At 71.4% G+C, this 22306-nt stretch carries 20 protein-coding genes; 6 read left to right on the plus strand and 14 right to left on the minus strand.

From position 1 onward, the window contains the following. Window positions 1-11: 11 nt before the first annotated feature. Window positions 12-761, minus strand: coding sequence for a helix-turn-helix domain-containing protein (locus OG505_RS07525; RefSeq protein WP_405432032.1), 750 nt, complete (start codon window positions 759-761; stop codon window positions 12-14). Window positions 762-958: 197 nt separating this feature from the next. Here OG505_RS07525 and OG505_RS07530 point away from each other — a divergent pair, with 197 nt between their 5' ends. From OG505_RS07530 to OG505_RS07540, 3 genes are all read left to right on the plus strand, one after another. Continuing rightward, complete coding sequence (locus OG505_RS07530; RefSeq protein WP_405432034.1) at window positions 959-1096, plus strand: hypothetical protein; 138 nt, start codon at window positions 959-961, stop codon at window positions 1094-1096. Next, complete coding sequence (locus OG505_RS07535; RefSeq protein WP_405432036.1) at window positions 1083-2234, plus strand: helix-turn-helix domain-containing protein; 1152 nt, start codon at window positions 1083-1085, stop codon at window positions 2232-2234. The genes OG505_RS07530 and OG505_RS07535 overlap by 14 nt, the downstream gene beginning before the upstream one ends. 373 nt (window positions 2235-2607) lie before the next feature. Next, complete coding sequence (locus OG505_RS07540; protein ID WP_405432038.1) at window positions 2608-5547, plus strand: phosphatidylglycerol lysyltransferase domain-containing protein; 2940 nt, start codon at window positions 2608-2610, stop codon at window positions 5545-5547. A 7-nt stretch (window positions 5548-5554) separates the two neighbouring features. On the opposite strand, the gene OG505_RS07545 is transcribed toward OG505_RS07540, so the two are convergent. From OG505_RS07545 to OG505_RS07565, 5 genes are all read right to left on the minus strand, one after another. Further along, entirely contained in the window at window positions 5555-6637 is a 1083-nt protein-coding gene (locus OG505_RS07545; protein ID WP_405432039.1) for an alpha/beta hydrolase, read from the minus strand. Then, entirely contained in the window at window positions 6627-7613 is a 987-nt protein-coding gene (locus OG505_RS07550) for a hypothetical protein (RefSeq protein ID WP_405432040.1), read from the minus strand. The genes OG505_RS07545 and OG505_RS07550 overlap by 11 nt, the downstream gene beginning before the upstream one ends. 282 nt (window positions 7614-7895) lie before the next feature. Further along, entirely contained in the window at window positions 7896-8792 is an 897-nt protein-coding gene (locus OG505_RS07555) for an alpha/beta hydrolase (RefSeq protein WP_405432041.1), read from the minus strand. 192 nt (window positions 8793-8984) lie between these two features. Continuing rightward, window positions 8985-9503: an NUDIX domain-containing protein gene (locus tag OG505_RS07560; RefSeq protein ID WP_405432043.1), complete on the minus strand. Its 519-nt coding sequence runs from the start codon at window positions 9501-9503 to the stop codon at window positions 8985-8987. 688 nt (window positions 9504-10191) lie between these two features. Continuing rightward, window positions 10192-11058, minus strand: a complete 867-nt coding sequence (locus OG505_RS07565) for a metallophosphoesterase family protein (RefSeq protein WP_405432044.1) — start codon at window positions 11056-11058, stop codon at window positions 10192-10194. Window positions 11059-11283: 225 nt separating this feature from the next. Here OG505_RS07565 and OG505_RS07570 point away from each other — a divergent pair, with 225 nt between their 5' ends. Continuing rightward, window positions 11284-12135 carry an alpha/beta fold hydrolase gene (locus tag OG505_RS07570; RefSeq protein ID WP_405432045.1) on the plus strand — a complete coding sequence of 284 codons (852 nt, stop codon included), beginning with the start codon at window positions 11284-11286 and terminating at the stop codon, window positions 12133-12135. Window positions 12136-12220: 85 nt separating this feature from the next. Here OG505_RS07570 and OG505_RS07575 read toward each other — a convergent pair whose 3' ends face one another. The 6 genes from OG505_RS07575 to OG505_RS07600 are packed head-to-tail and all read right to left on the minus strand — an operon-like array spanning window position 12221 to window position 17839. Then, window positions 12221-13237 (minus strand): methyltransferase, encoded by a 1017-nt coding sequence (locus OG505_RS07575; protein WP_405432047.1) that lies wholly within the window; start codon window positions 13235-13237, stop codon window positions 12221-12223. 42 nt (window positions 13238-13279) lie between these two features. After that, window positions 13280-13909, minus strand: coding sequence for a hypothetical protein (locus OG505_RS07580; protein ID WP_405432048.1), 630 nt, complete (start codon window positions 13907-13909; stop codon window positions 13280-13282). Further along, window positions 13906-15312: a selenium-binding family protein gene (locus OG505_RS07585; protein ID WP_405432050.1), complete on the minus strand. Its 1407-nt coding sequence runs from the start codon at window positions 15310-15312 to the stop codon at window positions 13906-13908. Before OG505_RS07585 ends, OG505_RS07580 begins: the two co-directional genes overlap by 4 nt. Before the next feature lie 15 nt (window positions 15313-15327). Continuing rightward, window positions 15328-16059 carry an ABC transporter ATP-binding protein gene (locus OG505_RS07590; RefSeq protein ID WP_405432051.1) on the minus strand — a complete coding sequence of 244 codons (732 nt, stop codon included), beginning with the start codon at window positions 16057-16059 and terminating at the stop codon, window positions 15328-15330. Then, on the minus strand, window positions 16032-16865 hold the full coding sequence (locus tag OG505_RS07595; protein WP_405432053.1) for an ABC transporter permease: 834 nt from the start codon (window positions 16863-16865) through the stop codon (window positions 16032-16034). The genes OG505_RS07590 and OG505_RS07595 overlap by 28 nt, the downstream gene beginning before the upstream one ends. Further along, window positions 16862-17839, minus strand: coding sequence for an aliphatic sulfonate ABC transporter substrate-binding protein (locus OG505_RS07600; RefSeq protein ID WP_405432054.1), 978 nt, complete (start codon window positions 17837-17839; stop codon window positions 16862-16864). Before OG505_RS07600 ends, OG505_RS07595 begins: the two co-directional genes overlap by 4 nt. A 193-nt stretch (window positions 17840-18032) precedes the next feature. Here OG505_RS07600 and OG505_RS07605 point away from each other — a divergent pair, with 193 nt between their 5' ends. Continuing rightward, window positions 18033-19220: an LLM class flavin-dependent oxidoreductase gene (locus OG505_RS07605; protein ID WP_405432055.1), complete on the plus strand. Its 1188-nt coding sequence runs from the start codon at window positions 18033-18035 to the stop codon at window positions 19218-19220. Between the two features lie 164 nt (window positions 19221-19384). Continuing rightward, complete coding sequence (locus OG505_RS07610) at window positions 19385-19765, plus strand: hypothetical protein (protein WP_405432056.1); 381 nt, start codon at window positions 19385-19387, stop codon at window positions 19763-19765. Window positions 19766-19842: 77 nt separating this feature from the next. Here OG505_RS07610 and OG505_RS07615 read toward each other — a convergent pair whose 3' ends face one another. Together OG505_RS07615 and OG505_RS07620 are read right to left on the minus strand one after the other, a co-directional pair. Beyond that, a complete protein-coding gene (locus tag OG505_RS07615) occupies window positions 19843-21078 on the minus strand; it encodes an IS110 family transposase (RefSeq protein ID WP_405427134.1) in 1236 nt (411 codons plus the stop codon). 787 nt (window positions 21079-21865) lie between these two features. Then, on the minus strand, window positions 21866-22270 hold the full coding sequence (locus tag OG505_RS07620; protein ID WP_405432057.1) for a hypothetical protein: 405 nt from the start codon (window positions 22268-22270) through the stop codon (window positions 21866-21868). Between the last annotated feature and the right edge of the window lie 36 nt (window positions 22271-22306).

Below are 22306 nucleotides of genomic sequence, written 5' to 3' on the forward strand. Positions count from 1 at the left end.
CGGTTGGCGGCTCAGTGTTCAGGCCAGACGGCCCGCTTCTTCCCTAGGACTCGGTTGAAGCTGGCGACGTAGCTGTCGAACAGGTCCCCACCGCCGAGCCGTCGCAGGTGCAGCATCGGCGCATACGCGGCCGGCGTGCCATACAGGTGCGTGTTGACCAGCATCTCGTCGTCGAAGCGGTAGATGGAGTTGTAGAGGATCGTGTCGTGGTAGTAGATCCCGACGTTGTCCAGGTCTCGAAGTTCTTTGTAGAAGGCCAGCGCGTTGAGGATCTTGTTCGACATGGCTGGACCGATGCCCTCGGCGTCTCCACGTTCGGCGATGTGCTCGCCCTCCGGGTCGCCGAATAGCAACTCGACTTGCGCCCCGGCCAACGCCTTTTCGCGAAGCGTCGGGATCCAGCGATGGTTGAACTCTGGCAGGAACAACCCTCCGTAGACCAGGACGCCGACCTGTCGGCTGGCCTGCTCCAAGAGATGCTGCCAGAGGTCGGTAGGAACGGCTCCGCGGCGCGGGTATATCTGGACTAGTTCCGACTGGCTGATCTGCACGGCTCGCTGCGTCGGTAGCGCGTCCGGCCAGAGGTACGACTCGCTCTCGTTCAGCAGCTCGGCGATGGAGTGGCGATAGCGCGGGTACGGGTTGCGAGTCTGCGTCACCCACCGCTCGACAGTCTTCGGGTCGACACCCAGCTTGTCGGCCAGCGCCGATGCCGTCAGACCCTTCTTGAGCATCCCGTTGCGAAGACGGTCGTTCGGCATGGCGTCTCCTGCTCACCGGGATTTGGGGACGGCATCGGGGACGACTCACCCTAACAAGGACGTCCCCACTCGTCCGTGACTCGCGGTGAAGTCGTCACTACCAATCGGCGGAGCGTGGTTCTGCAAGACCTGTCGTCCAGACAGGACAAGGGCGGCCCGGCCAGAGTCTGACGCGCCCTACAGAGGGAGGACTTGTCGTGCGCCGGTTGACGGAGGTGGGAATGCAGGGCGACGAGACAGCGAGCAAGGGCGAGCAGGCCGAGGCGGACCGCGTACCGGTTGAGGACACGACGCGTGCGGTCCCGGACCGGCGGTGGCGGCGTGACCAGCGATGACCTCCCGATCGGCCGCCGGGTCGCGCGCTGGCGGGTGCGGCGGTCGATGACGCAGCAGCAGCTCGCCGACCGGCTGCGCAGGTCGAAGAGCTGGGTGGACAAGGTGGAGCGGGGTGTGCGCGCCCTGGACCGGTACTCGGTGATCCAGGAGGTGGCCGATGTGCTGCGGGTCGATCCGGAGGTGCTGCTTGGCCAGCAGTCGCAGCGGACGCCGGTCGGCGCTCTCGAAGGGGTGGACGACATTCGGGCCGCTCTCGCCCGCTACGACGCCCCGGGGGCCGCACCGCAGGCGACGGAAGAGGCAAGGAGGCAGGTCGGGTACGCCTGGTTGACCTACCAGCACGCGCACTACGCGCAGTTGGTGCGGGTGCTGCCGAGTCTGCTCGATGTCGTGCAGGGCGCGCGGTCACCGGAGGTGCGGGTGCAGACGTACCGGATTACCTCCGCCCTGTTGGTCAAACTCGGCGAGGCCGACCTGGGGTGGCTGGCCGCCGATCGGGCGGTGGCCGCCGCCGGAGACGATTCGGCGCTCGCGGCGACGGCGGCCGTGTCGGTCGGGCAGGCGCTGCGCGCGTCGGGCCGCGACCGTCTCGCCCTTGCCGCAACGCTCGCCGCAGCGAACCGCGTCCGGCCGCAGCGGTCGCCGGGGGAGTGGGCCGTGGGTGGGACGCTGCTGATCCAGGCCGCGCTGGCCGCCGCCGGCTGCGGCGAGCACCACCGCGCCGACGAGCTGACCGACCGGGCCGCGGGCGTCGCCGCCAGCCTGCGGGGGTACGACGATCAGTACCGCACCAGCTTCGGGCCGGTCGCTGTCGAGTTGGCGCGGGTGCTGGTGGCGGCGCATCGGGGTGACGCCGATGAGGCGGTGCGACGGCATGTGAGTGTCGTTCGGCGGGAGGCGTGGCGGCGGTTGCCGGCCGAGTACCGGGGTGCCTATCTGCTGGACGTCGCGCGGGTGTACCTGCTGGTGGGTGACCTGCGTGGGGCGGCGCGTGCCATGGTCGACGCGGACAGTGTCGCGCCGGCGGAGGTCCGGTGTCGGCCGTTGGCGCGTACCCTCATCGCCGATGTTGCCCGCGCGAACCCGGCGCCGGCCGGCGTGACGCGGCTGGCGACGCTGGTCGGCCTCACCCGCTGACGGACGTGCGCCGGGCCGTCGACCAGTGCCAGGCCATCCAGCGGGCCGTTCGCCGGTCCATCAACTCGCCCGCCGAGCCGGGAGCAGACCCCGGAAACCCGACTGCCCTGTGCGACGGTTGTCGCGGACCCTCCGGTCGGATATCCGCGCAACCTCACAGGCTTCGGTCAGCTGACGTGCGGCCGAAACACAGGACGGTCGCCGACGATGTGGGCGTCCGGGCGTCCGGGTGTCCGCCGCCAGGTCCGACCGTTGACCGGTATGGCGCCGGAATGTCGGTTCGCCGGGGTTGACAGGCGCGGACGCGGGAGACGGAATGACCGCTCACGAACACCCGACCGATGTCGGGTCAGGCAGCATCGACGCATCCTCTGTGGCTCCCGACTGCCTCACCGTGGACGTGCCGCCGTCCGGAACGGTAGCGGTGTTCAGCGACCTACACCTGGGGCAGGAGATGTCCGCGACATCGGCGTCCCTGGAGCGGGACCTGATCGCACGGTTGGACCGGTGGTCGGGCCCGGGAGTGGTCGTCCTCAACGGCGACATGGTGGAGCTGTGGGCCGAACCGGGTGGCACGGTGGCGGGGGCGTTGGACGCCCATCCGCGCCTCGCGGCGACGCTGCGGGCCTTCGCCGACGGGCCAGAGCGTCGGCTCCTGGTCGTGGTGGGTAACCAGGACGCGGCGTTGGCGTGGGACCGCGACGCGGCCCGCACGCTGCGCGAGCGGTTGGGCGCCGAGTGCGCGTTGGCGGTGGACCTGGTGTTCGATACTCCGGCGGGCCCCCGCAAGGTCCGCTGTGAGCACGGGCACGCGTTCGATCCGGCGAACGCGTTGCGGGATCCGCGTAATCCGCTGGACTCTCCGTTGGGGCAGCACATCGTGCAGGAGGTCGTGCCGGAGCTGCGGAAGACGCCGTTTCTGGCGGATGTCGGGGCGTTGACCGACCCGAACGAGGTAGGCCGTTTCCTGGCGTCGCGTCTGGTGTACCGACAGCTGGCGCCGCGGGCATGGTGGCTGCTCGCGCCGCTGGTCCTGGCGTTGGTGGGCCGTGTTCCGGTGGCCGTGGCGGCGTCGGCGCGATGGCGGGTCGCCGACGCGGTACCGCGGTGGTTCCTGGTCATCGGGGTGGGGCTGGTCCTGGATGTGCTGGCGCTGGTGCTCGTTGGCGTGCTGGTGGCCCGTGGCGTGTACGCGGCACTCGCGACCAGCCGATTCGGTGCGCGCGGCGCGCGGCTGAACGCCGTGCCGCGGACCGCTGCCGCCGCCTGGTGTGAGCGGGGCTGGGCGGGGCTGATCACCGGGCACACGCACCAGCCGGAGCTGACCCGGCTGGTCGACGGCTTCTACGCCAACAGTGGTTGCGCGGCGCGGGTGGTGGTGGCCCGCCGGTCCTGGTGGTTGCTGCCGCCGGTCTTCCAGGCGGTGCTGCGGTGCAGCTGGGTGGAGCTGGACGTCGCGGGTGACCTGCGGGTCCGGCTCGTACACGGCGAGGTGTGCGCCGGGGAGGCGACGTGGCTGGAGCGACGTCTCATCCGTGGCCACCGAGCCACGGACGGCTCGGCGCGGGTCGTGGCGTCGCTGCCCGGTGACGGGGTGTGGCCGCTGCCGGAGCCAGCGCTGCGCCGGTACGCGCACAGTCGGCGCACCAGGCTGGTGGCGGCCGTCGTGGTCATGGCCGTCGGTGTGTGGGGGTTGGTCTCGGCCGTGCTGCCCCCGTTGCGGCCCCGGCTCGCGGCGCTGCTGCTGCTGATGCCGGTGCAGGGGCCGCAGGCCGCGGCGGCGGCGACGGTGTTCGCCAGTGTCGCGTTGCTCGTGGTCGCGTGGGGTCTGCGTCGGGGCCGCAGCGTGGCCTGTGCGGCCGCCGTGGGCCTGCTCGTGGCCTCGGCCCTGCTGCACCTGGTGAAGGGACTCGACGTCGAGGAGGCGCTCGTTGCGTTGGCCGCCGCCGGGTGGCTGGTGTGGCGCCGGTCGGCATTTCCGGCCCATCCGCAGCGCCGCCACGTTCGGATCGCCGCGCTGGTGCTGCTGGGCGCGACGGGTGCGGTCACGGCGCTGTCGCTGCTGGTGGCTCGGGTCGCCGGCGCCTCGGTGGAGGCCACGCTGCAAGCCGCCGTCGGACGGCTGATCGGTGACACCGCCGCACCGCTTCCGACCACGGCACCGATGATCACGCCGGCGTTGGCGGCGCTGGGCCTCAGCCTTCTGGTCGTGCTCGGGTGGCTGCTGCTGCGCCCACGGGTACTGAGGGCCGCCACCGCTGGGCACCGGGAGGCGGACCTCGCTCGCGCCCGGGAGATCGTCGCTCGGCACGGCGGCGACACACTCGCCTACTTCGCGCTGCGGGACGACAAGTCGTTCTTCTTCGAGGGCGACTGCGTGATCGCCTACGACGTACGCGACGGTGTGTGCCTGGTGTCCCCGGACCCGATCGGGCCGGCCCAGCAGTGGGTGCAGGCGTGGACGCAGTTCCTCGGTCACGCCGACCGCCACGGATGGCCGGTGGCCGTGGTGGGGGCGGCGCAGGGGTGGCTGCCGGTGTACCAGGCCGCCGGCATGCGCGCGGTCCCGCTGGGGGACGAGGCGATCGTCAACTGCACCGCCTTCACCCTCGAAGGTCGCCCCATGAAGGGTCTGCGCAACGGCTACCACAAGGTCGCCCGCGCTGGTTACACCGTGCGGTTCCACGATCCGGCCACCATTCCCGTGACGCTGGCGGACCAGCTTCGGCAGTTGGCCGCGCACAGCCGCCAGGGTGACGCCGAGCGCGGCTTCTCGATGACCCTGTCGCGGCTGTTCGATCCCCGCGACACCGGCCTGCTGCTCAGCGTCGCCTACGACCCCACGGGGCGCCCCGACGCCTTCTGCCACTGGGTGCCGGCAGCCGACATCGCCGGCTGGTCGCTGGACCTGATGCGTCGCCGCACCGACGCCGAGGTGCCCAACGGGCTGACCGACTTCGTCATCATCGAAACCATCCAACACCTGCGGACGCAGGGACAGTGGGGTCTGGCCCTCAACTTCGCCGTCATGCGGGCCGTCCTGGCGGGTGAACGGTCCAGCGGACCCCTCGGAGCCCTGCAGCGCCGCGTCCTCACCCGGCTCGGCGCCGACACCCAGATGGCGTCGCTGTGGCGGTACAACGAGAAGTACCACCCGGTGTGGCGGCCGAGGTACGTGATCCTGTCCGGGCTGGGCAACGCGCCACTCCAGGGCCTCGCCATCGCCGCCGCCGAGGGGGTGCTGGAGCTGCCCGGCCGTCGCACGAGACGCGACCGGGTCGTCCGCGAAGCCGCGTCGCCACCGACCGGGTGACACGACGTCACCGCGACGGCAGCGGCCGTACCGTCACGGCCGTGGCGCCCACACCGCTGGGCCGAGGTGCGGCCAGCGAACCCGACAGCCAGTCGAACGCCGCGGGCTCCAACGCGCGCCACGTCTGCATGTTGTGCCCACCCACCGGCAGGAAGACCGTGGTGAGGTCGATCGGCGGGCGTGCGGCCGCCGCCAGGGCCGCCGTGTCCCGCGCGGGGTGCGCATCCGTACGCGGGCAGGCCAAGTACAGGCTGACGGCCGGCACCGGAAGATGCCGCAGCCGCCAGAGGTCGTTGTTCGTGGTGTTCTCGCTGCCGTCCCCGACGCGGATGCCCGGCTCGGCGTACCCGGACAGGCTCGCGCCCGCGGCGTAGCGGTCGGGATGACGCAGCAGCAGGTTGGTGGCGCAGTAGCCACCCGCCGAGTAGCCGATCACGCCCCACCCGGCGCGGTCCTCGGCCACGCGCAGCTGCGCACGCGCCGCGACCGGCACGTCCACGGTCAGGAACGACTCGATCTGTGGGCCGCCGGTGAGATTCGTGCACTCGGTGTCCACCGCCGGATCGATCGTCTGTGCAGGGAACAGCACGACGGTGGGCGCCATCCGTCCGGCGCTGATCTCGGCGTCCAGACGGCCGGCCACCCCGAGCCCCCTAATCCAGCTCCCCGGGGAGCCGGGGAAACCGTCGAACGCCTCGATCACGGGGAAGCGGAGGCCGGGGTGGGTGTCGTAGGCAGCCGGAAGATAGACAATCATGGGCAGGCTCACGCCACTGGCCGCTCCAGCCACTCTGATGGTGACGAAGTGTCCCGCCGACCCGTCCCGCGCCGATCGCGAGTCGACCGGCACGGCCTGACTTTCCGGTGTCGGGCCGAGCAGATCCGACCAGGACGCGTACGTCTCGGCCTGACGATTCGCCGCGACCAGCACCGCCGACACCAGCGTGACCAGGCACAGCGCGATCCCTGTCGCCCGCCGCGCGAGGCGCCGCCACCGACGGCCGCGATCCCACACCACCGCCGTCAGCACCGGCGCGACCACGGTCAGGACCGCGAGCAGGCCCAGCAGGAGGGGGCTGTCAGGGGCCATGGCGGCCAGCGCTTCCGGACCCGGCACCCGGGGTCGGGGTGCCGTGGACCACCGCACGGTGCGGCTTCGGTCGCGGGGCGGCCGGCGGCGTGAGCACCGACGCCGGTGCCGCGAGAGGGGCGGGGAGCTTGGTGCCCACCCAGTGCAGAGCCGCCACGAGCTGGGCCTGTGGTGCGGCGCCCTCGGTAGCGGTGCCCGCGTTGGCGGGGCCGACCCGCACGGCCAGCACGCCGGCGGGCAACGCAGCCGACGGCGGGCCGACCTGGGCCGGCGTGATCTCTCCCGGCCGCCCGGCGACCGCCAGCACCGGGAAGCGCACGGCGTCGCGGCCGACGACATTCCGCGCCACCGGCTGCATCCCGGCGGACGCCACGAGGCCCCAGTGGTGCCCGGTGACACGCACGTCCCGTTCCAGGTCCGGCGCCACCTGCAACGCCAGGGCGGACGGGTCGCCGTCCCCCGGGACACGCACGGCCACGACGACCGCCGCGGGGCCCGCTCGGCGTGCAGCGGCGAGCACCGTCGCGTCGGTCCAGCCGTCCCCCGTCGACGACAGCACCAGCACCGCCGGATAGCGCCACTCGGGGTGCTGCGGATAATCTGCCGGCGTCACCACCGTTGCGGCGGCGTGCGGCCACGAGGCCAGGAAAGCCGGCCGCCACGCCAGCGCGACAGGCCCCGGTGAGCCGCGTGCCAACCGTCCGATTGTCGCGTCCAGCCTGCCCGGTGTCGTCGGTTGGCGTTGGATGACGGGGCCGCGCTGCCCGAGAGCCGCCCAGGTGGGATAGAGGTCCTCCACGCGGTTCACGACCAGCGCCGCCGCCGTCACGACCAGGAGCTCGGCCAGCAGCACCGCACCGGCTCGAAGGAGCACCCTCGGCCGTGGTTGGCGTCGCCACACCGTGACGGCGTAGGCCACCGCGGCGGCGGCGGCGGCACCGACGGCGACGACCAGCCGAAGATCGGTCACGTTCATCGCGTCCGCCCCCATCGTGACCACGAGCATCGATCAGCGAAAGACCCGCCCCTCGGACTCTCCGCCCCGACCCTGCACGCCACCTGACCGTGCGCTGAGGTTGTGCTGAGCGCGCCGGGGGGCGCTGCACGACCGGGACGCCGACCTGCTGGCCTCCTTCAGCGTAGTGAGCCACGCCCACGCCGACCCGACGTACGAGTTCTCCGGCGAGTGTGACCGCGCCGGCCGGGCCGTCGGCGACCTTCCCGACGCGGTCCGAACCGAGCTGACGACGGCCACGGGTCAGCCGGCCAGCGCCGCGCCGATCGCCCGCACCTGCGCCGGGGCGACCGATGCCCAGTAGTCGCCGTCGTGGCAGCCCACCCCGACAGTCACCACCCCCGGGTCGGGCAGCCGGTCCCGCAGTGTCTCGACCGCGCCCGCGAACGGGTCGGCCGCGCCGATCGCGATCCGTACCGGCAGGCCGGCGAACTGCGCGGCGCGGGCCGTCACGTCGTACCGGGCCCACTCGTCGGGATCGTCGAACGCGCCGGCGTTGACCCGCTCCGCGTCGGCGTACGAGCGGAAGATCGCCGGTGAGGTGGCCACCACCGCCCGGAACCGGTCCGGATGGGTCAGCGCGGCGAGCAGCGCGCCGTACCCGCCCATCGACCAGCCGGCCACCGCGACCCGGTCGGTGCGCAGGCCGCGCCCCGCCAGCAGCGGCAGGAACTCGTCGACGAGCATGCCGAGCGGGTCGTCGGTGGCGTGCGGATGCCAGTAGCCGTCGCCGCCGTCCGGTGCGGCCAGCGCGAACGGGGGCACCCCTGCCGCGAGCGCGCCGGCCAGGAACTCCGGATACCGGGCGGCGGTGACGGCGGAGCGGGCGTCGGCCGCGTACCCGTGCAGGGCCAGGCAGACGGGCAGCCGCGTGCCCGGGGCGTACCCGGGTGGGTAGGAGATGGCGAAGCCGACCTCCCGGCGGCGTGCCGTCGAGCGGAAGCTGCCGGTGACCGGCGGCTGCGGCGTGCCCTGCGGCACAGTCGGAGGTGCGGCGTCGCAGCGGCCTAGCGCGTGGTCGAGCACCGACCGGCCGGGCAGCACTTCGGCATCGACCAGGGCGATGCCGCCCGCGCCGAGCGCGGTGACGCCGCCCCCGGCGGCCACCAACTGGAGGAATCGGCGTCGACCGATCGGCATCCGGTCACCGTAGTGGCTGCGCTCCGAACAGGGGGTGGTGAACTTGACCGAGCTGCGCTTCTCGGCCCAGCCATAACAATCGGCGAAGAATCATTGGCAGCGCTGGTCAGAGCCGTCGCCTAGGGGGCGGTGCCGCTCGTGCCGCAACCGGTTGACCAGCGTTCGCGCGCGATTGTGTTACGCAGTCTGTGCCTACTTCGTGGTCGGCTTCGACTCCACGGACGGAGGGCAGGGGGCGACCGAGCCACCAGCAAGGTACAGCGGAGCGTGTCGGTTACGAGCGCTCATGGCCGCACGAACTCGCGAAGCGACATTGTCGGGAAGACACTGTTCGGCCCCTCGGGGCGAGTAGAAGGCGGCGTCCTCCAACTCCTGCCTTGGCAAAGTAATGCCGTCGAGGTTGGCAATGGACCCGCAGTCGAACGTGAAGCTGATGATCGTGCGTGGTCGCTCCCCAGCGGGCGGTGCCCAGTCGACTACGAGAAGGTCGCCCACCACGACTGAGATCCCCAATTCCTCTTGGATTTCCCGGGCGCAAGCATCGTGGGGGTATTCGCCATCGTCCACGTAGCCGCCGGGGAAGGCCCAGTGGTCGCGGTAGGTGGGTTTGACGAGCAGCACGTTGCCGTCCGGGTCGGTGATGAAGGCGGCGGCTGCGGCGTAGAAGGACGCCAGGTTGGCGTACCACGTTGCGGGCTCCGTCCAGGTCACCTCGGTGACGCTAGCGGACGGGGTCAGGCGGCTCCGGCTCTATCTGGCTGCTGGCATGGCCGCGAGAGTATGCAGGACTTCTTTGACCTGGGGCGACGCCTGCTGAGCGCTGAGCGTAGCGGTGAGTTCGTGAACGCGCTGGTGAACAAGCGCCGACTGGATGCCCGCGGCGTGCTGTACCAACTTCCGGCCCCAGGCGCAGGCGGCGTCGGTGTCCCCCGGCGCGGGCATGAGTCATGGCAACGAGCGCGGTGTGCAGGGCACGCGTGCGGGTGTTCTGGCTGGCCAGGGTGAGCGCGTCGGGAGCGTATCGAAGGGCCTGCGAGTAGAGATGCAGGTCGCCCAGGCACCGCAGTGCGGCTCCGGCGAGCTGGCCGGCGCGGCAGCAGTCGGTATGACCGTGCTTCGTACCACTGAGCACAACGACACCGACCCAAGCTGGGGCGGACGTGCGATCGCTACCCTTGGTGACCTGCCCGGCCTGCTGCGCGAGTCGGCCGGTCCACGTTCCGCTTCAACGTCTGACAGTCGGGTCGGGTGACCAACTGGGTGGCGACGGACGCGACCGAGGCGGACGAGCAGCACGTTGCCGGCCGGGGCCGGCCGTTGGCACGTACTCTCATCGCCGATGTCGCTCGCGCGTAGCCGGCGCCGGCCGGCGTGGCGCGACTGGCGACGCTGGTCGGCCTCACCCGCTGACGGACTCGCGCCGGCGCAGGTCGTCGGCCGGATTGATGGTGCGCACCGGGTCCGGGACCGGGCCGCGTCGCCGCCACTCGCGTGGGTAGCCGAGCGAGACCTCCTCGAAGCGCACGCCGTCGTAGAAGGTCGTGCGGGGGATGTGCAGGTGCCCGTAGACCATCGTGGACGCGCCGAAGCGCAGGTGCCAGTCGCGGGTGCGCACGGTGCCGCACCACTGGGCGAACTCCGGGAACCACAGCACGTCGGTGGGTTCGCGCACCAGCGGGTAGTGGTTGACCAGCACGGTCGGCAGCGCCGGGTCGCGCTCGGCCAGCCGGCGTTCGGTCTCGGTGATCCGGGCGTCGCACCACGCCTCCCGGCTCGGGTACGGGTCGGGGTGCAGCAGCGCCTCGTCCGTGCAGACCACCCCGGCCGCGTACGCCAGGGCCAGCGACTCCTCCTTGGTGTTCGCCTGCGGCACCCGGAACGTGTAGTCGTACAGCACGAAGAGCGGGGCGATGGTGGCCGGGCCGCCCTCGCCGTCCCAGACCGGGTACGGGTCCTCGGGCGTGACGACTCCCAGCCGTCGGCACAGCTCCACCAGCTCGCGGTAGCGGATCTCGCCGCGCAGGTGCTCCGGGTCGCCGGGCGGCGTCCACAGCTCGTGGTTGCCGGGCGCCCAGACGACCCTGGCGAACCGGCTGCTCAGCAGGCCGAGCGCCCACTCGATGTCGGCGTACCGCTCGGCCACGTCACCGGCCACGAGCAGCCAGTCGCCGGGGTGGTCCGGCCGTAGCTCCTGGACGAACGCGCGGTTCTCCGCGTAGCTGATGTGCAGGTCGCTGACGGCTCGCAGCCGGGGCGAAGGGCTCACCGTTCGAGGCTAGGCCGCCGCGGCCGGATCGGGGCACCCCGATCCGGTCGCGTCACCGGCCAACCGCTCTCCGCCCCTACCGATGAGGTCGATAACTGTCGATGCCGGGACCGGTCGCCCGGAGCGGGGCGGCTGGCCTGGGGCGACGGCGGTCGGCCGCATATCCGGCGACCCGACGGGAAAGCGCGGGGCGTCCGACAGCCCAGACCGGAGCAGGAGTAAAACATGCCTTTCATTACCGTGGGTACGGAAAACTCCGCACCCATCGACCTGTACTACGAGGACCACGGGTCCGGTAAGCCCGTGGTGCTGATCCACGGCTTCCCGTTCAACGGGGCAACGTGGGAGAAGGAGACCAGCGCGCTGCTGAACGCCGGATACCGGACGATCACCTACGATCGACGCGGTAACGGCAACTCGGCGCAGCCGGCGTTCGGCTACGACTACAACACGTTCGCCGCGGACCTCGACGTGCTGATGACCGAGCTGGACCTGAGCGACGCCACCCTGATCGGTCACTCGATGGGCACCGGAGAGGTCGTCCGCTATCTGGGCAACTACGGCTCCCAGCGGGTCAGCCGGGCCGTGCTGCTCAGCCCGCTGCAACCGATGTTGGCCAAGGCCGACGACAACCCCGAGGGCGTCGACCGGAAACTCTTCAAGGGCTTCCAGGACGCCATCATGAAGGACCGCTTCGCCTACCTGACCACGTTCTGCGACGCGTTCTTCAACCCCGACCAGAACATGGGCAAGCGGGTCAGCGAAGAGGCGTACCGGGCGCACTGGCAGATCGGTGCGATGGCCTCCGGCAAGGCCACCCACGACAGTGTGAACGCCTGGCAGGAGGACTTCCGGCAGGACCTGCCGAAGATCAATATTCCGGTGTTGATCGTGCAGGGTGACCAGGACCGGGTGCTGCCCTACCCGGTGACCGGCCAGCGACTCGGCCCGATGATGCCGACCGGCACGCTCATCACGCTCAAGGGCGCACCGCACGGCATCCCGTGGACGCACGCCGACGAGATCAACAAGGCGATCATGGACTTCATGAAGCAGCCGGTCAAGGCTCGCGCCTGAGCGGTACCGGTAGCCGATCGGACGCCAGCGTCACGATGACACCGCGGCACCCGACCCTCCCCACGGGTCGGGTGCCGTCGGCGTTTCAGGGCCGGCGGGCCACGACCGCGCCGTTGGCGCCGGGAGCATCGAACGGCACGGTACGGACGTCGACGAACCCGGCGTCGGTGAGCCACGCGCCGTACTCGGCCGCCGAGTAGTTCCGGCCGCCCTCGGTCTCGACCAACATGTTCATGCCCATCAGAGCCGCCTCCGGTGGCCCGGTGCGCTCGTCGTTGAGCAGCAGCTCGCAGACGACGATCGCGCCGCCGGGCGGCAGCGCCGCGTGACAGCGGGCCAGCAGCGCCCGGTTCGTCGGTTCGTCCCAGTCGTGCAGGATCATGCTGAGCAGGATGACGTCGTGCCCATCCGGCAACGCGGGATCGGCGAGGAAGTCGCCGGGCACCGCGTCGATCCGACCGGTCAGACCGGCCTCCGCTATCCGCTCCCGCGCCCGTACGCAGACGTGCGGCAGGTCCAGGACGGTCGCCCGCAGCTCGGGCAGCCGGCGGCAGAACTCGATCGGGAACGCGCCGGCCCCGCCGCCCACGTCGAGCAGTCGGCGGTACGCGGAGAAGTCGTACGCCTCGGCCAGCGCGCTCGCCGTGAAGCTCGACGTCGAAAACATGGCGTCCCAGAACTGCGCCAGCATCTCCGGGTCGGCGGTGTCGAACATGGACTGCTGGGACTCCGGGTCCCAGGTCAACGGTCGATCGGTGCGCAGCGCCTCGCCGATGCGGTGCCACGGCAGGTAGGTGCGCAGGTCGGAGTAGCGGATCTGGGCGCCGAAATAGTAGGGACGACCCTCGACCAGGAACTGCTCGGCCAGCTCGGTGTTGCGGTAGCCGTCGCCGGCCTTTTCCAACAGGCCGAGCGAGGCGCACGCGGCGAGCAGCAGGTCCGCCGGCCGGTCCGGCAGCCCGAACTCGGCCGCGGCCTGCTCGACTGTCATCGTGCGCCCACCGGCGAGCCGAGTGAACAGACCGAGGTCGACGCCGGCCGCGAGGGTCTTGAACCCCCACACACCGGCGACCAGCTGCATGAGGGGAGTCGGAGTGACCATGGCGACATGAGATCACACATCACACGTTTCCACGATGGACGGTCACGTCCGGATCAGCGTCACCAACCCCGCGGCCACCAGCACCCCGGCCCAGAGCCGATCGACGTTGAACCACGCCCGACGTAGCACCCCGACCCCGAGCACCTGGTAGACCAGCACCGCCACGACCACTGCGGTGCCGAGCATCGCCACGGTGTGCACGCCCGCCGCGGCCAACCCGGGCAGCGCACCGACCGGCGCGGCGGCCAGGTGCCCGGAGTGACCTGCGGGCACCGGCTCGGCGACCAGCACCGGCAGCAGCATCAGCCCCGCGCCGTGCGCCGACGACATGAGGAACGACCAGCCGGCGAGCTGTGCCGCGGACAGCCGCATCCCCGCCCAGCGGAAGTGCCGCTCGGAGAGCAGCCGCCACAACCCGAAGCCGACCAGCAGCACGCCGCCGACCACCGCCAGGGCCGTGCTCGCCGTCACCGACCTGGTCGCGGTGACCAGGGCGGCGACGATCGCCACCGAGGCGAGATGCCCCGCGGCGATCGGCGGCAGGGCGCGCAGCAGCGCCACCTGGTTGCGCTCCTGCAGGCCCCGGGCCACCGCGAACAACCACCCCATCGCCGGGTTCAGGCCGTGGAACGCGCCGAGCGCCGCCAGCGTCGCGAGCGTCCCGAGGGTCACGGGAAGCAGTACGAGTCGGAGGACGCGTCCCCGCCCTGCAACCGGGTCTGGTGCACCCGCAGCCCCCGGAACTCGTCACCGTGCGGGAAGAACCGCACGTCGGGGGTGAGCCCGCCGGCCTCGACGTCCACGTCGAGCTTCGCCAGCCAGGCGCCCACCCCGTCCGGATAGAACTGGTCGTCCCACGAGCCGTAGAGCGAGTTGCTGACGTAGACCCGCCGCCCGTCGCGGCTCACCTCGACCATCTGTGGACCGCCGGCGAGGGCCTCGTCCGGTGCGGACGGGTGGGCGGTGCGGCGGACGATTCCGCCGAGGTGCACCGAGCCGGTCTGCACCGGGTGCAGCGGGTCGCTGACGTCGTACTGGCGCAGCTCTCCGGTGCCCCAGCAGGAGACGTAGAGGAACCGGTCGTCCACCGACAGGTCGATGTCGGTCACCAGTGGCGGCACCGCGCCGAACGGCTTGAGCAGGTCGGGCAGGTCCGCCGGGTCGGCCGGCTCGGCGGGGATGTCGATCACCTTGGTGACCGCCCAGGCGCCCCCGTCGCGGTGCCACAGCCAGACCGAGGCGGACAGGTCCTCGACGCTGATCACCACCCCGACGAACCCGTACGACTTCCTCGGATCGTGCGCCGGACGCAGCTCCAGCGGCATCTGGTACGCGTCGCCCAGGTCGACCCGCTGCACGTGCCGGCGTTTCGCGAGGTCCCAGAAGTGGATGGCGTGGCCGTAGCGGCGGCCCAGCAGCAGCTCACCGATGATCCCGTCCTCGATCATGGACGGGGTGCCCCACTCGCTGGTGACCAGCACGTCCTGGGTGAGGTGCCACCACACGTCGTACGCCAGGAACTGCGGGCCCCGGTCGGCCTCCCACGCCCCGCGGACGTCGAACGTGGTGTGGTCCAGGATCGCGATGCCACCCGGGCCCTGGGCGCCGTCCGCGCCACCGAGGGCGGACAGGTAGATGCCGTCCGGGCCGCAGTGCACGGTGTGCGGCCGGGAGTAGCCGGCCCGCTTCGCCAGCTCCTGGGGCCCGATCACCTTGACGATCTGCGGCTGGCGCGGGTCGGGCTGGGTGTCGAGAACGTGGATCCGTGACGAGCGCAGGCCGGGCACGATCAGGTAGCGCCGCTCGACGTGCGGGTGCGGGGCGGTCGGGCAGAGCGCGCTGCTGCACGCGTTCCACCCGAAGTGGTGCACCTCGTCGCCGAGGTGCGGCAGGTCGGTCCAGCCGACGACCCGGCCGTAGTCGGGGGAGTCGGGATCGGTGTCCAGCACCGCGATGGCGTCCGGGCGGCTGGCCGTACGGTCGAAGGCCGCCACGTAGGCGAGCTTCTCCGCCGGGGCGGTCGCCGCCTCGCCGGGCGACGGGTAGAAGGTGGGGTCGGGCGTCCAGCGGGTCATCGGGTCTCCGCTTCCTCAGGTGGTGGGAACGCCGAGTCGGTCGAGCAGGTGGCGGCGCAGCGCGCCGAAGCCCGGGTCGTCCGGCGTACGGGTGGGTGCGAGGTCGACGGGCAACTCCGCGGCGATGCGGCAGTCGTCCAGGAGCAGGATCCGGTCGGCCAGCAGCAACGCCTCCTCCACGTCGTGGGTGACCAGGAGGGCGGCGAAGCCGTGTTCGGCGCGCAGCCGGCGCAGCAGCACCTGCATCCGCAGTCGGGTGAGCGCGTCCAGGGCTCCGAACGGTTCGTCGAGCAGCAGCAGGTCCGGTTCGCGGACCAGGGCCCGCGCGACGGCCACCCGCTGCGCCTGCCCGCCGGACAGCTCGGCCGGCCAGGCCCGGTGCCGCTCGGCCAGCCCGACCTCGCGCAACGCCCGATCGATCCGGCCGGCGGTGTCCGGGCCGGACAGGCCGAGCCCGACGTTGGCGGCCACCCGCTTCCAGGGCAGGAGCCGGTGTTCCTGGAAGACCACTGCGGCGGTGCCGTGCACGACGGTGTCGCCGCTGGCGTCGCGGTCCAGGCCGGCGAGAACCCGCAGGAGGGTGCTCTTGCCGGAACCGCTGGAGCCCAGCAGGGCCACCACCTCGCCCCGCGCGATGGTCAGGTCGACCCCGGCCAGCACGACCGTCGGCCCGAAGGACCGGCGGATCGCGTGGGCGGTCAGCACCGGCGTCGCGCCGATCAGGTGGCTCGCAGTCCGCGTCGCCATGTCAACATCCTCCTCTCCGCAACGTGCAGGGCAAGGTCGGATATCAGCCCGAGCAGCGCGTAGACGAGCAGGCCGAGGACCACGACGTCGGTCTGGCTGAACTCCCGCGCCTCCATCATCAGAAAGCCGATGCCGCTCTGGGCGTTGACCTGCTCGCCGACGACGAGGCTGAGCCAGGCCGCCCCGATCGCGAGGCGCAGGCCGAGAAAGAGCGACGGGAGCGCGCCGGGCAGCACCACGTGGCGCAGCCGGGCGGCCTGCCCGAGCCCGCAGGCGCGGGCCGCCTCCACCAACCGTTCGTCGATGTCCCGGATGCCGGCGTACGTGTTGAAGTAGATGGGGAAGAACGCGCCCAGGGCCACCAGGCTGATCTTCAGCGACTCGCCGATGCCGACCCAGATGATCAGCAGCGGCACGAGGCCCAGGTGCGGCAGCATCCGGGCCATCTGCACCGGCGGGTCGACCAGGTCGTCGCCGAGTCGCATCAGCCCCGCCATCGTGCCCAGGACCAGCGCCAGGACGCCGCCGATGAGCAGCCCCGCTCCGGCCCGGGTGAGGGAGTCCACGAGGTGGACGGCGAGCGTTCCGTCGCGGGACAGTCGCCAGCCGGTGGCGAGCACGTCGCTCGGCGCGGGCAGCTTCTCCGACGCCAGCACCCCGGTCCGGGCGGCCAGTTCCCAGCCCAGCACCAGCACGACCGGGCTGACCAGCCGCCGCCACCGCCGGGTCGGCCGGGGGTGCCGAGGGGCGGGCGGCGCGACGGCCGCGACCTCCGGCGGCGTTTCCAGCAGAGGTGTACGGCTCACTGGAACACCGCGCTGAAGCGGTCGTCCACCCGGCTCCTGATGTCGACCGGGCCCGGTATGAGGTCCAGCGCGATGAAGCTGTCGGTGATGGCCTGGAGTTCGTCGCCGATGGCCGGGGTGACCGGGGCGAGCGGTTTGGCGCTGCGGTCCAGGGCGCGGCTGGTGATGTCCTGCGGGATCTTCAGCTCCGGCGCCAGCGTGCGGGCCCGCTCCTGTGGGTTCGCGATGCCCCAGTCGGTCACCTCGCGGTAGCGCCGCAGGAACGCCCGGATGTCGTCCGAGCGCTGGGCGAGCGCGTCGGGGGCGGCCAGCACGTACTCGCGGTTGCTGGCCAGGCCGGTCGCGTCGGCGAGCACCCGGACGCCCGGCTGCTCGGCCAGCGCGAAGTACGGGTCCCAGATCACCCAGGCGTCGACCTGCCCGCTGTCGAACGCGGGCCGTCCCTCGGCCGGCTTGAGGTACTTGACCTTGATGTCCTTCAACGTCATCTTGTTGGTCTCCAGCAGCCGGACCAGCAGCCAGTGCACGTTGGAGCCCTTGTTGAGGGCGATCGTCCGGCCCTTGAGGTCGGCGAAGCTGCGGTAGCCGCTGTCGGCCTTGACCAGCACCGCCTCGCCCTGCGGGATCGGCGCAGAGGTGCCGATGATGGAGAACGGGATCTTTCCGGCGGCGGCGAAGACGGGTGGTGCCTCGCCGACCTGTCCGATGTCGATCGACCCGGCCTTGAGCGCCTCGGTGAGCGCCGGCCCGCTCTCGAACAGCGACCACTCGACGCCCGGGGTTTCGCCGCGGGCCTTGACCAGACTCAGCCCTCCGAAGCGCTGGTAGCCGATCCGCAGCTTGCCCGCGTGGCCTTCGGCGTCGGCGGGCCCGCCGCAGGCGCTCACGCTGGCCGTGGCGAGCAGGACCACGGCGGTGAACGCGGCCGTCAGCAGACGGCGACGCGGGGGATGAGGCGTCGAGGGGGTGCGCATGGCGGCTCCTTGGGTCGGGCAGGTGTGCCGGGCCGCATCGACCGGCGTGCGGTGAGCGTGGGCGGTAGCCTACTAACCCGATAGGTTTTATGGGTAGGCTGTCTGCGGGATCGTCCCACCCCTCAGGAGGTGCCCGCCTCACCGCGCGCGCCGCCCGCACCCGCTCCGCCGCGCACTGGAGGAAAGAGCCGCGATGACCCTCACCTTCCACTGGTTCCTGCCCACCAACGGCGACAGCCGGGACATCGTCGGCGGCGGCCACGGCGTGCCGACCGGGGCCGCCGGAGGCGCCCGCCCGGCCAGCGTGGCGTACCTCGGGCAGATCGCCCGCAGCGCCGAGCAGCTCGGCTTCGTCGGGGCGCTCACCCCGACCGGCGCGTGGTGCGAGGACGCCTGGCTGTCCACGGCGATGCTCACCGAGGTCACCGAACGCCTCAGGTTCCTGGTGGCCTTCCGGCCCGGCCTGACCTCGCCCACGCTCGCCGCCCAGATGGCCTCGACCTTCCAGCGGCTGTCCCGGGGCCGCCTGCTGCTCAACGTGGTCACTGGCGGCGAGTCACCGGAGCAGCGGGCGTACGGCGACTTCCTGGACAAGGACGCCCGGTACGCGCGGGCCGACGAGTTCCTGCACGTCGTCCGCGCGTTGTGGCGGGGTGCGACGGTCGACCACCACGGCACGCACCTGCGCGTCGAGCAGGCGCGGCTGCACCGGCTGCCCGACCCGGCACCGCCGGTCTACTTCGGCGGCTCGTCCGCCGCCGCCCTGCCCGTGGCGGTACGCCACAGCGACGTCTACCTCACCTGGGGCGAGTCGCCGGCCCAGGTCGCCGACAAACTGGACCGGGTGCGGGCGCTGGCCGCCGACGCCGGCCGGGACCTGCGGTTCGGCATCCGGCTGCACGTCATCGCCCGGGACACCGCCGACGAGGCGTGGGCACAGGCCCGCCGCCTGCTCAACGGCATCGCCGAGGCCGACATCCGGGCCGTGCAGGACGGGCTGCGCCGCAGCGAGTCCGAGGGGCAGCGCCGGATGCTCGACCTGCACGGCGGCTCCCGCGACAGCCTGGAGGTCTCGCCCAACCTGTGGGCCGGCGTCGGGCTGGTCCGGGGCGGCGCGGGCACCGCCCTCGTCGGCAGCCACCGCGAGATCGCCGACCGGATCGCCGACTACCACGCGCTCGGCATCGACGAGTTCATCCTCTCCGGCTATCCGCACCTGGAGGAGGCGTACTGGTTCGGCGAGGGCGTCCTGCCGATCCTGCGCGAGCGCGGGCTGTGGCGGCACCCCGACGGCCAGCAGGGCCCGGCGGACGACGTCGACATCCCCTTCGCCGGGACGTCGACACCCCGCCCGGCGCCGGAGCCCGCGGCGGTCCGCTGACCGGCCCACCTGCGGCTGCGGGGCCGTCGGACTTGTCGGGCCGTGCTATCACGGAGGCACATCCGCGAGCTGGTGGTGATCGCGTGGACGAATGGGCAGCCGACGCGCCCGCACCCGACGACGGGCCGCTGCCTCGACGCGCATCCCGTCCGCGGCTGGCGGACGTGTTCGACGACGACCCGATCGAGGTCGCGGACGATCGTCCGGGGTATCGCGATCGGTGGTCCGCGTCGCCCGCCGACGATGACCTGCTGTTCGGAGACGACGAGCCCGACAGCACGCGGGCCGACATCGACTGGCTCGACGTCGGCGACCCGGTCGACGCGGCCGAGGTCGCCGACGGACCGGACGCGGTGCCGTGGTGGGTCACCCATGGGGAACGCATCGAGGCGGCGACGCTGTCCAACCGCAAGAGGGAGCGTGGAAACAGGCTGCTCGGCCTCGGCGCGGGCTACCCCAAACCCTTCACCTGGAACAAGACCGCCGACGAGATCCTCGACCGACTCGCCTCATATCTTCAACGAATTCCCGGCGCAGGACACTAATCCGAAAATGACGTTGAGTTGACGTGCGGCAGCGCCTGGCGGCGCGCAGCGTCGCCGGGCTCGGGTTGGTGGTGAGGTTATGCGGCGGCTTGAAGGGTGACCTGGTAGCCGAGGGCTTGCAGGCCGCGGATGTGGTTGCGGACGGCGCGTTGGGTGCCGCCGCGGTTGTCGTAGTAGTCCGGGCCAAGATCGGTGAAGGTGGCCTGTTCGGTGGCCAGGAGCTGCCACACGATGACCAGGATGGATCGGCCGACAGCAACGATGGCTTTCTTCTTCCCCCGCCTCCGGGCGATCCTGCGGTAGCGCTCACCGAGGAACGTGTTCGTGCGCGCGGCGCCGACGGCGGCTTCTCCCAAGGCCCGGGCCAGGTAGCGGTTACCGTGCCCGGTTGAGGCGTTGCCCTTGGTTTTGCCCGCGGATTCCTTCACTCCGGGAGCGAACTTCGCCCACGAGGCCAGATGCGCGGCGGTGGGGAACCTCGTCATGTCCAAACCGACCTCGGCGATGATGGCCCGGGCGGTGGTGACGCTGATGCCCGGGATGTCATCGAGCCTCGCCACCGCCTGCGCGAAAGGGGCCACCAGTTCCTCGATCCGGTCCTCGACCGCGGTGATGTCGGCGTTGATCGCGTCGATGTGGGCCAGCATCCGGGCCAGCAGGAACGCGTGGTGCTCATCGAAGCGGCCGACGAATGCCTCTTCCAGATCCCGCAGCTTGGTGCGCATTCGGGTGCGGGCCAGCTGCGCCAAGGCTTTCGGGTCCCGCTGCCCGCTGATCAGGGCGTCCATCATCGCCCGGCCGGACACCCCGAAGATGTCGCTGGCCACGACCGACAGTTTGATCTGCGCGTCTTCCAGCAGCTTCTCCACCCGGTTCTTCTCCCGACCCCGCTCACCGACCAGATCAACGCGGTAACGGGTCACATCCCGCAGTTGACGGATCGGGGCCGGCGGCACGAAACTCGCCCGGACCATGCCCCGCTCCGCGATCTTGCATAGCCACACCGCATCGAGTTTGTCGGTTTTCGGCCGACCCGGCAGATGTTTGACCTCCCGGGCATTGACCAGCCACACGTCGAACCCGGCCGCCTCCAATAGGTAGAACGGCGGCTTCCAATAGTCTGACGTCGCCTCCATCACGACCCGGGTCACGCCCAGCCCGCCCAGCCAGTCACCCATGGCTTGCAGGGACCGGGTCATCGTGGTGAAGGTACGTACCTCCTGCACCCGCCGCCCGGACCCCGACGGGCTGGGCACCCGCACACAACACACCACCTCGGCCTTGCCGATATCCAATGCCGCGACCCGTTCCACGGCCCGCGCGTCGTCTGGGGTTTCTTCCAACACCGTGAACCTCCCACGCCGAAGCACCATCCGGGCCGGCCGCCCGCAGGAGTCACAGGGACAGGAGCGAAGCTAATCCGCGTGCTCGAAGCAACAGTGAAGGGCCCACAACGTGACTCCCAGCGCCCGACTAGACGACGGCCTGAACGACCAAGGAGGAACGACGTCAACGGGCGACCGAACCCCCATTTTCAGCCCAGGAACGGGCCGCCCACCAGGGCGAAAAAGACTAGACGAGTAATTCCTAACCCTGGCTGGGGCGGTGGGCGTAGCCGGCGGCCGGCGGTGACCGTCAGTCACCTCCGTGGGGGCGGATGCGGTCGTAAGCGGTATACCTCAGAGTCATATTCATACCTCTGAGGTATACCGCTCGACAGCACATCGACGCGGCGGGCAGCCAAAGCGGATCATCAACACCCTTCTCACCGCACTGGTATGTGAAGATCGATGACTGGCTCGGACGCCCTGCCCGGGTCGCACGGCCGCCGCGGTTGACCGATGCCGAGTTGTTGACCCTGGCCGTGGCGCAGGTACTGCTCGGGGTGCGGTCCGGCGTCGCCGTAGCTGAAGCGGGCGATCCGGGCGGTAGCCGCGGACACCGACCTGTGGACCGATGATGCGCGGCTTCTGCGACCGTCATACCGCAACCGCACCCCACGCCCCGACGAACACCTACTGGCACAACCGCAACACCGGCCAACCCGTCACCCGATCCCTGATCGCCTACGACCACTGACCAGGGTTAGGACTTACTCGTCTAGTCGGAACGGGCGACCCGACCACGGGCAACCCGGCGTGCGGCCAGGCTCACCGCCGTACTGCCCACCGCCATCCCGACCAGCACCAGCACCGCCCCGACGACCCACAGCCCGCTGTCGTCGCGCGACGCGGCCTGGCGTGACCAGGCAGCGGTGAAGGCGACCGTCATCACGGGGGCCACCAGCCACGGGCTGAGTCGCCACGCGGCCAGGGCGGCCAACAGCACGAGCGTCAGCACGCAGCCGATCACCTGCCACGGCTCGTACGGGCCGCTGGTCGCGCCGGTCCGCGCGTCGACCGTGTAACCGGTGTCCCAGCCCAGCCAGAGCAGCCACACCCCGACCGTGGCCACCGCCAGAAACAGCGCACCGAACAGTGCGTGCGTACGCCTCATCGCCGTCATCGGCCGATCATCTCCCGCAATGACTCGCGCGGGAAT

Source organism: Micromonospora sp. NBC_00617, assembly GCF_045161355.1.
Taxonomy (GTDB): domain Bacteria; phylum Actinomycetota; class Actinomycetes; order Mycobacteriales; family Micromonosporaceae; genus Micromonospora.

Excerpts from the sequence above, each read along its gene's own strand:
- OG505_RS07525 (WP_405432032.1), bottom strand. The coding sequence starts at position 761 with ATGCCGAACGACCGTCTTCGCAACGGGATGCTCAAGAAGGGTCTGACG.
- OG505_RS07545 (WP_405432039.1), bottom strand. The coding sequence starts at position 6,637 with ATGGCCCCTGACAGCCCCCTCCTGCTGGGCCTGCTCGCGGTCCTGACC.
- OG505_RS07550 (WP_405432040.1), bottom strand. The coding sequence starts at position 7,613 with ATGAACGTGACCGATCTTCGGCTGGTCGTCGCCGTCGGTGCCGCCGCC.
- OG505_RS07555 (WP_405432041.1), bottom strand. The coding sequence starts at position 8,792 with ATGCCGATCGGTCGACGCCGATTCCTCCAGTTGGTGGCCGCCGGGGGC.
- OG505_RS07570 (WP_405432045.1), top strand. The coding sequence starts at position 11,284 with ATGCCTTTCATTACCGTGGGTACGGAAAACTCCGCACCCATCGACCTG.
- OG505_RS07575 (WP_405432047.1), bottom strand. The coding sequence starts at position 13,237 with ATGGTCACTCCGACTCCCCTCATGCAGCTGGTCGCCGGTGTGTGGGGG.
- OG505_RS07585 (WP_405432050.1), bottom strand. The coding sequence starts at position 15,312 with ATGACCCGCTGGACGCCCGACCCCACCTTCTACCCGTCGCCCGGCGAG.
- OG505_RS07590 (WP_405432051.1), bottom strand. The coding sequence starts at position 16,059 with ATGGCGACGCGGACTGCGAGCCACCTGATCGGCGCGACGCCGGTGCTG.
- OG505_RS07600 (WP_405432054.1), bottom strand. The coding sequence starts at position 17,839 with ATGCGCACCCCCTCGACGCCTCATCCCCCGCGTCGCCGTCTGCTGACG.
- OG505_RS07605 (WP_405432055.1), top strand. The coding sequence starts at position 18,033 with ATGACCCTCACCTTCCACTGGTTCCTGCCCACCAACGGCGACAGCCGG.
- OG505_RS07620 (WP_405432057.1), bottom strand. The coding sequence starts at position 22,270 with ATGACGGCGATGAGGCGTACGCACGCACTGTTCGGTGCGCTGTTTCTG.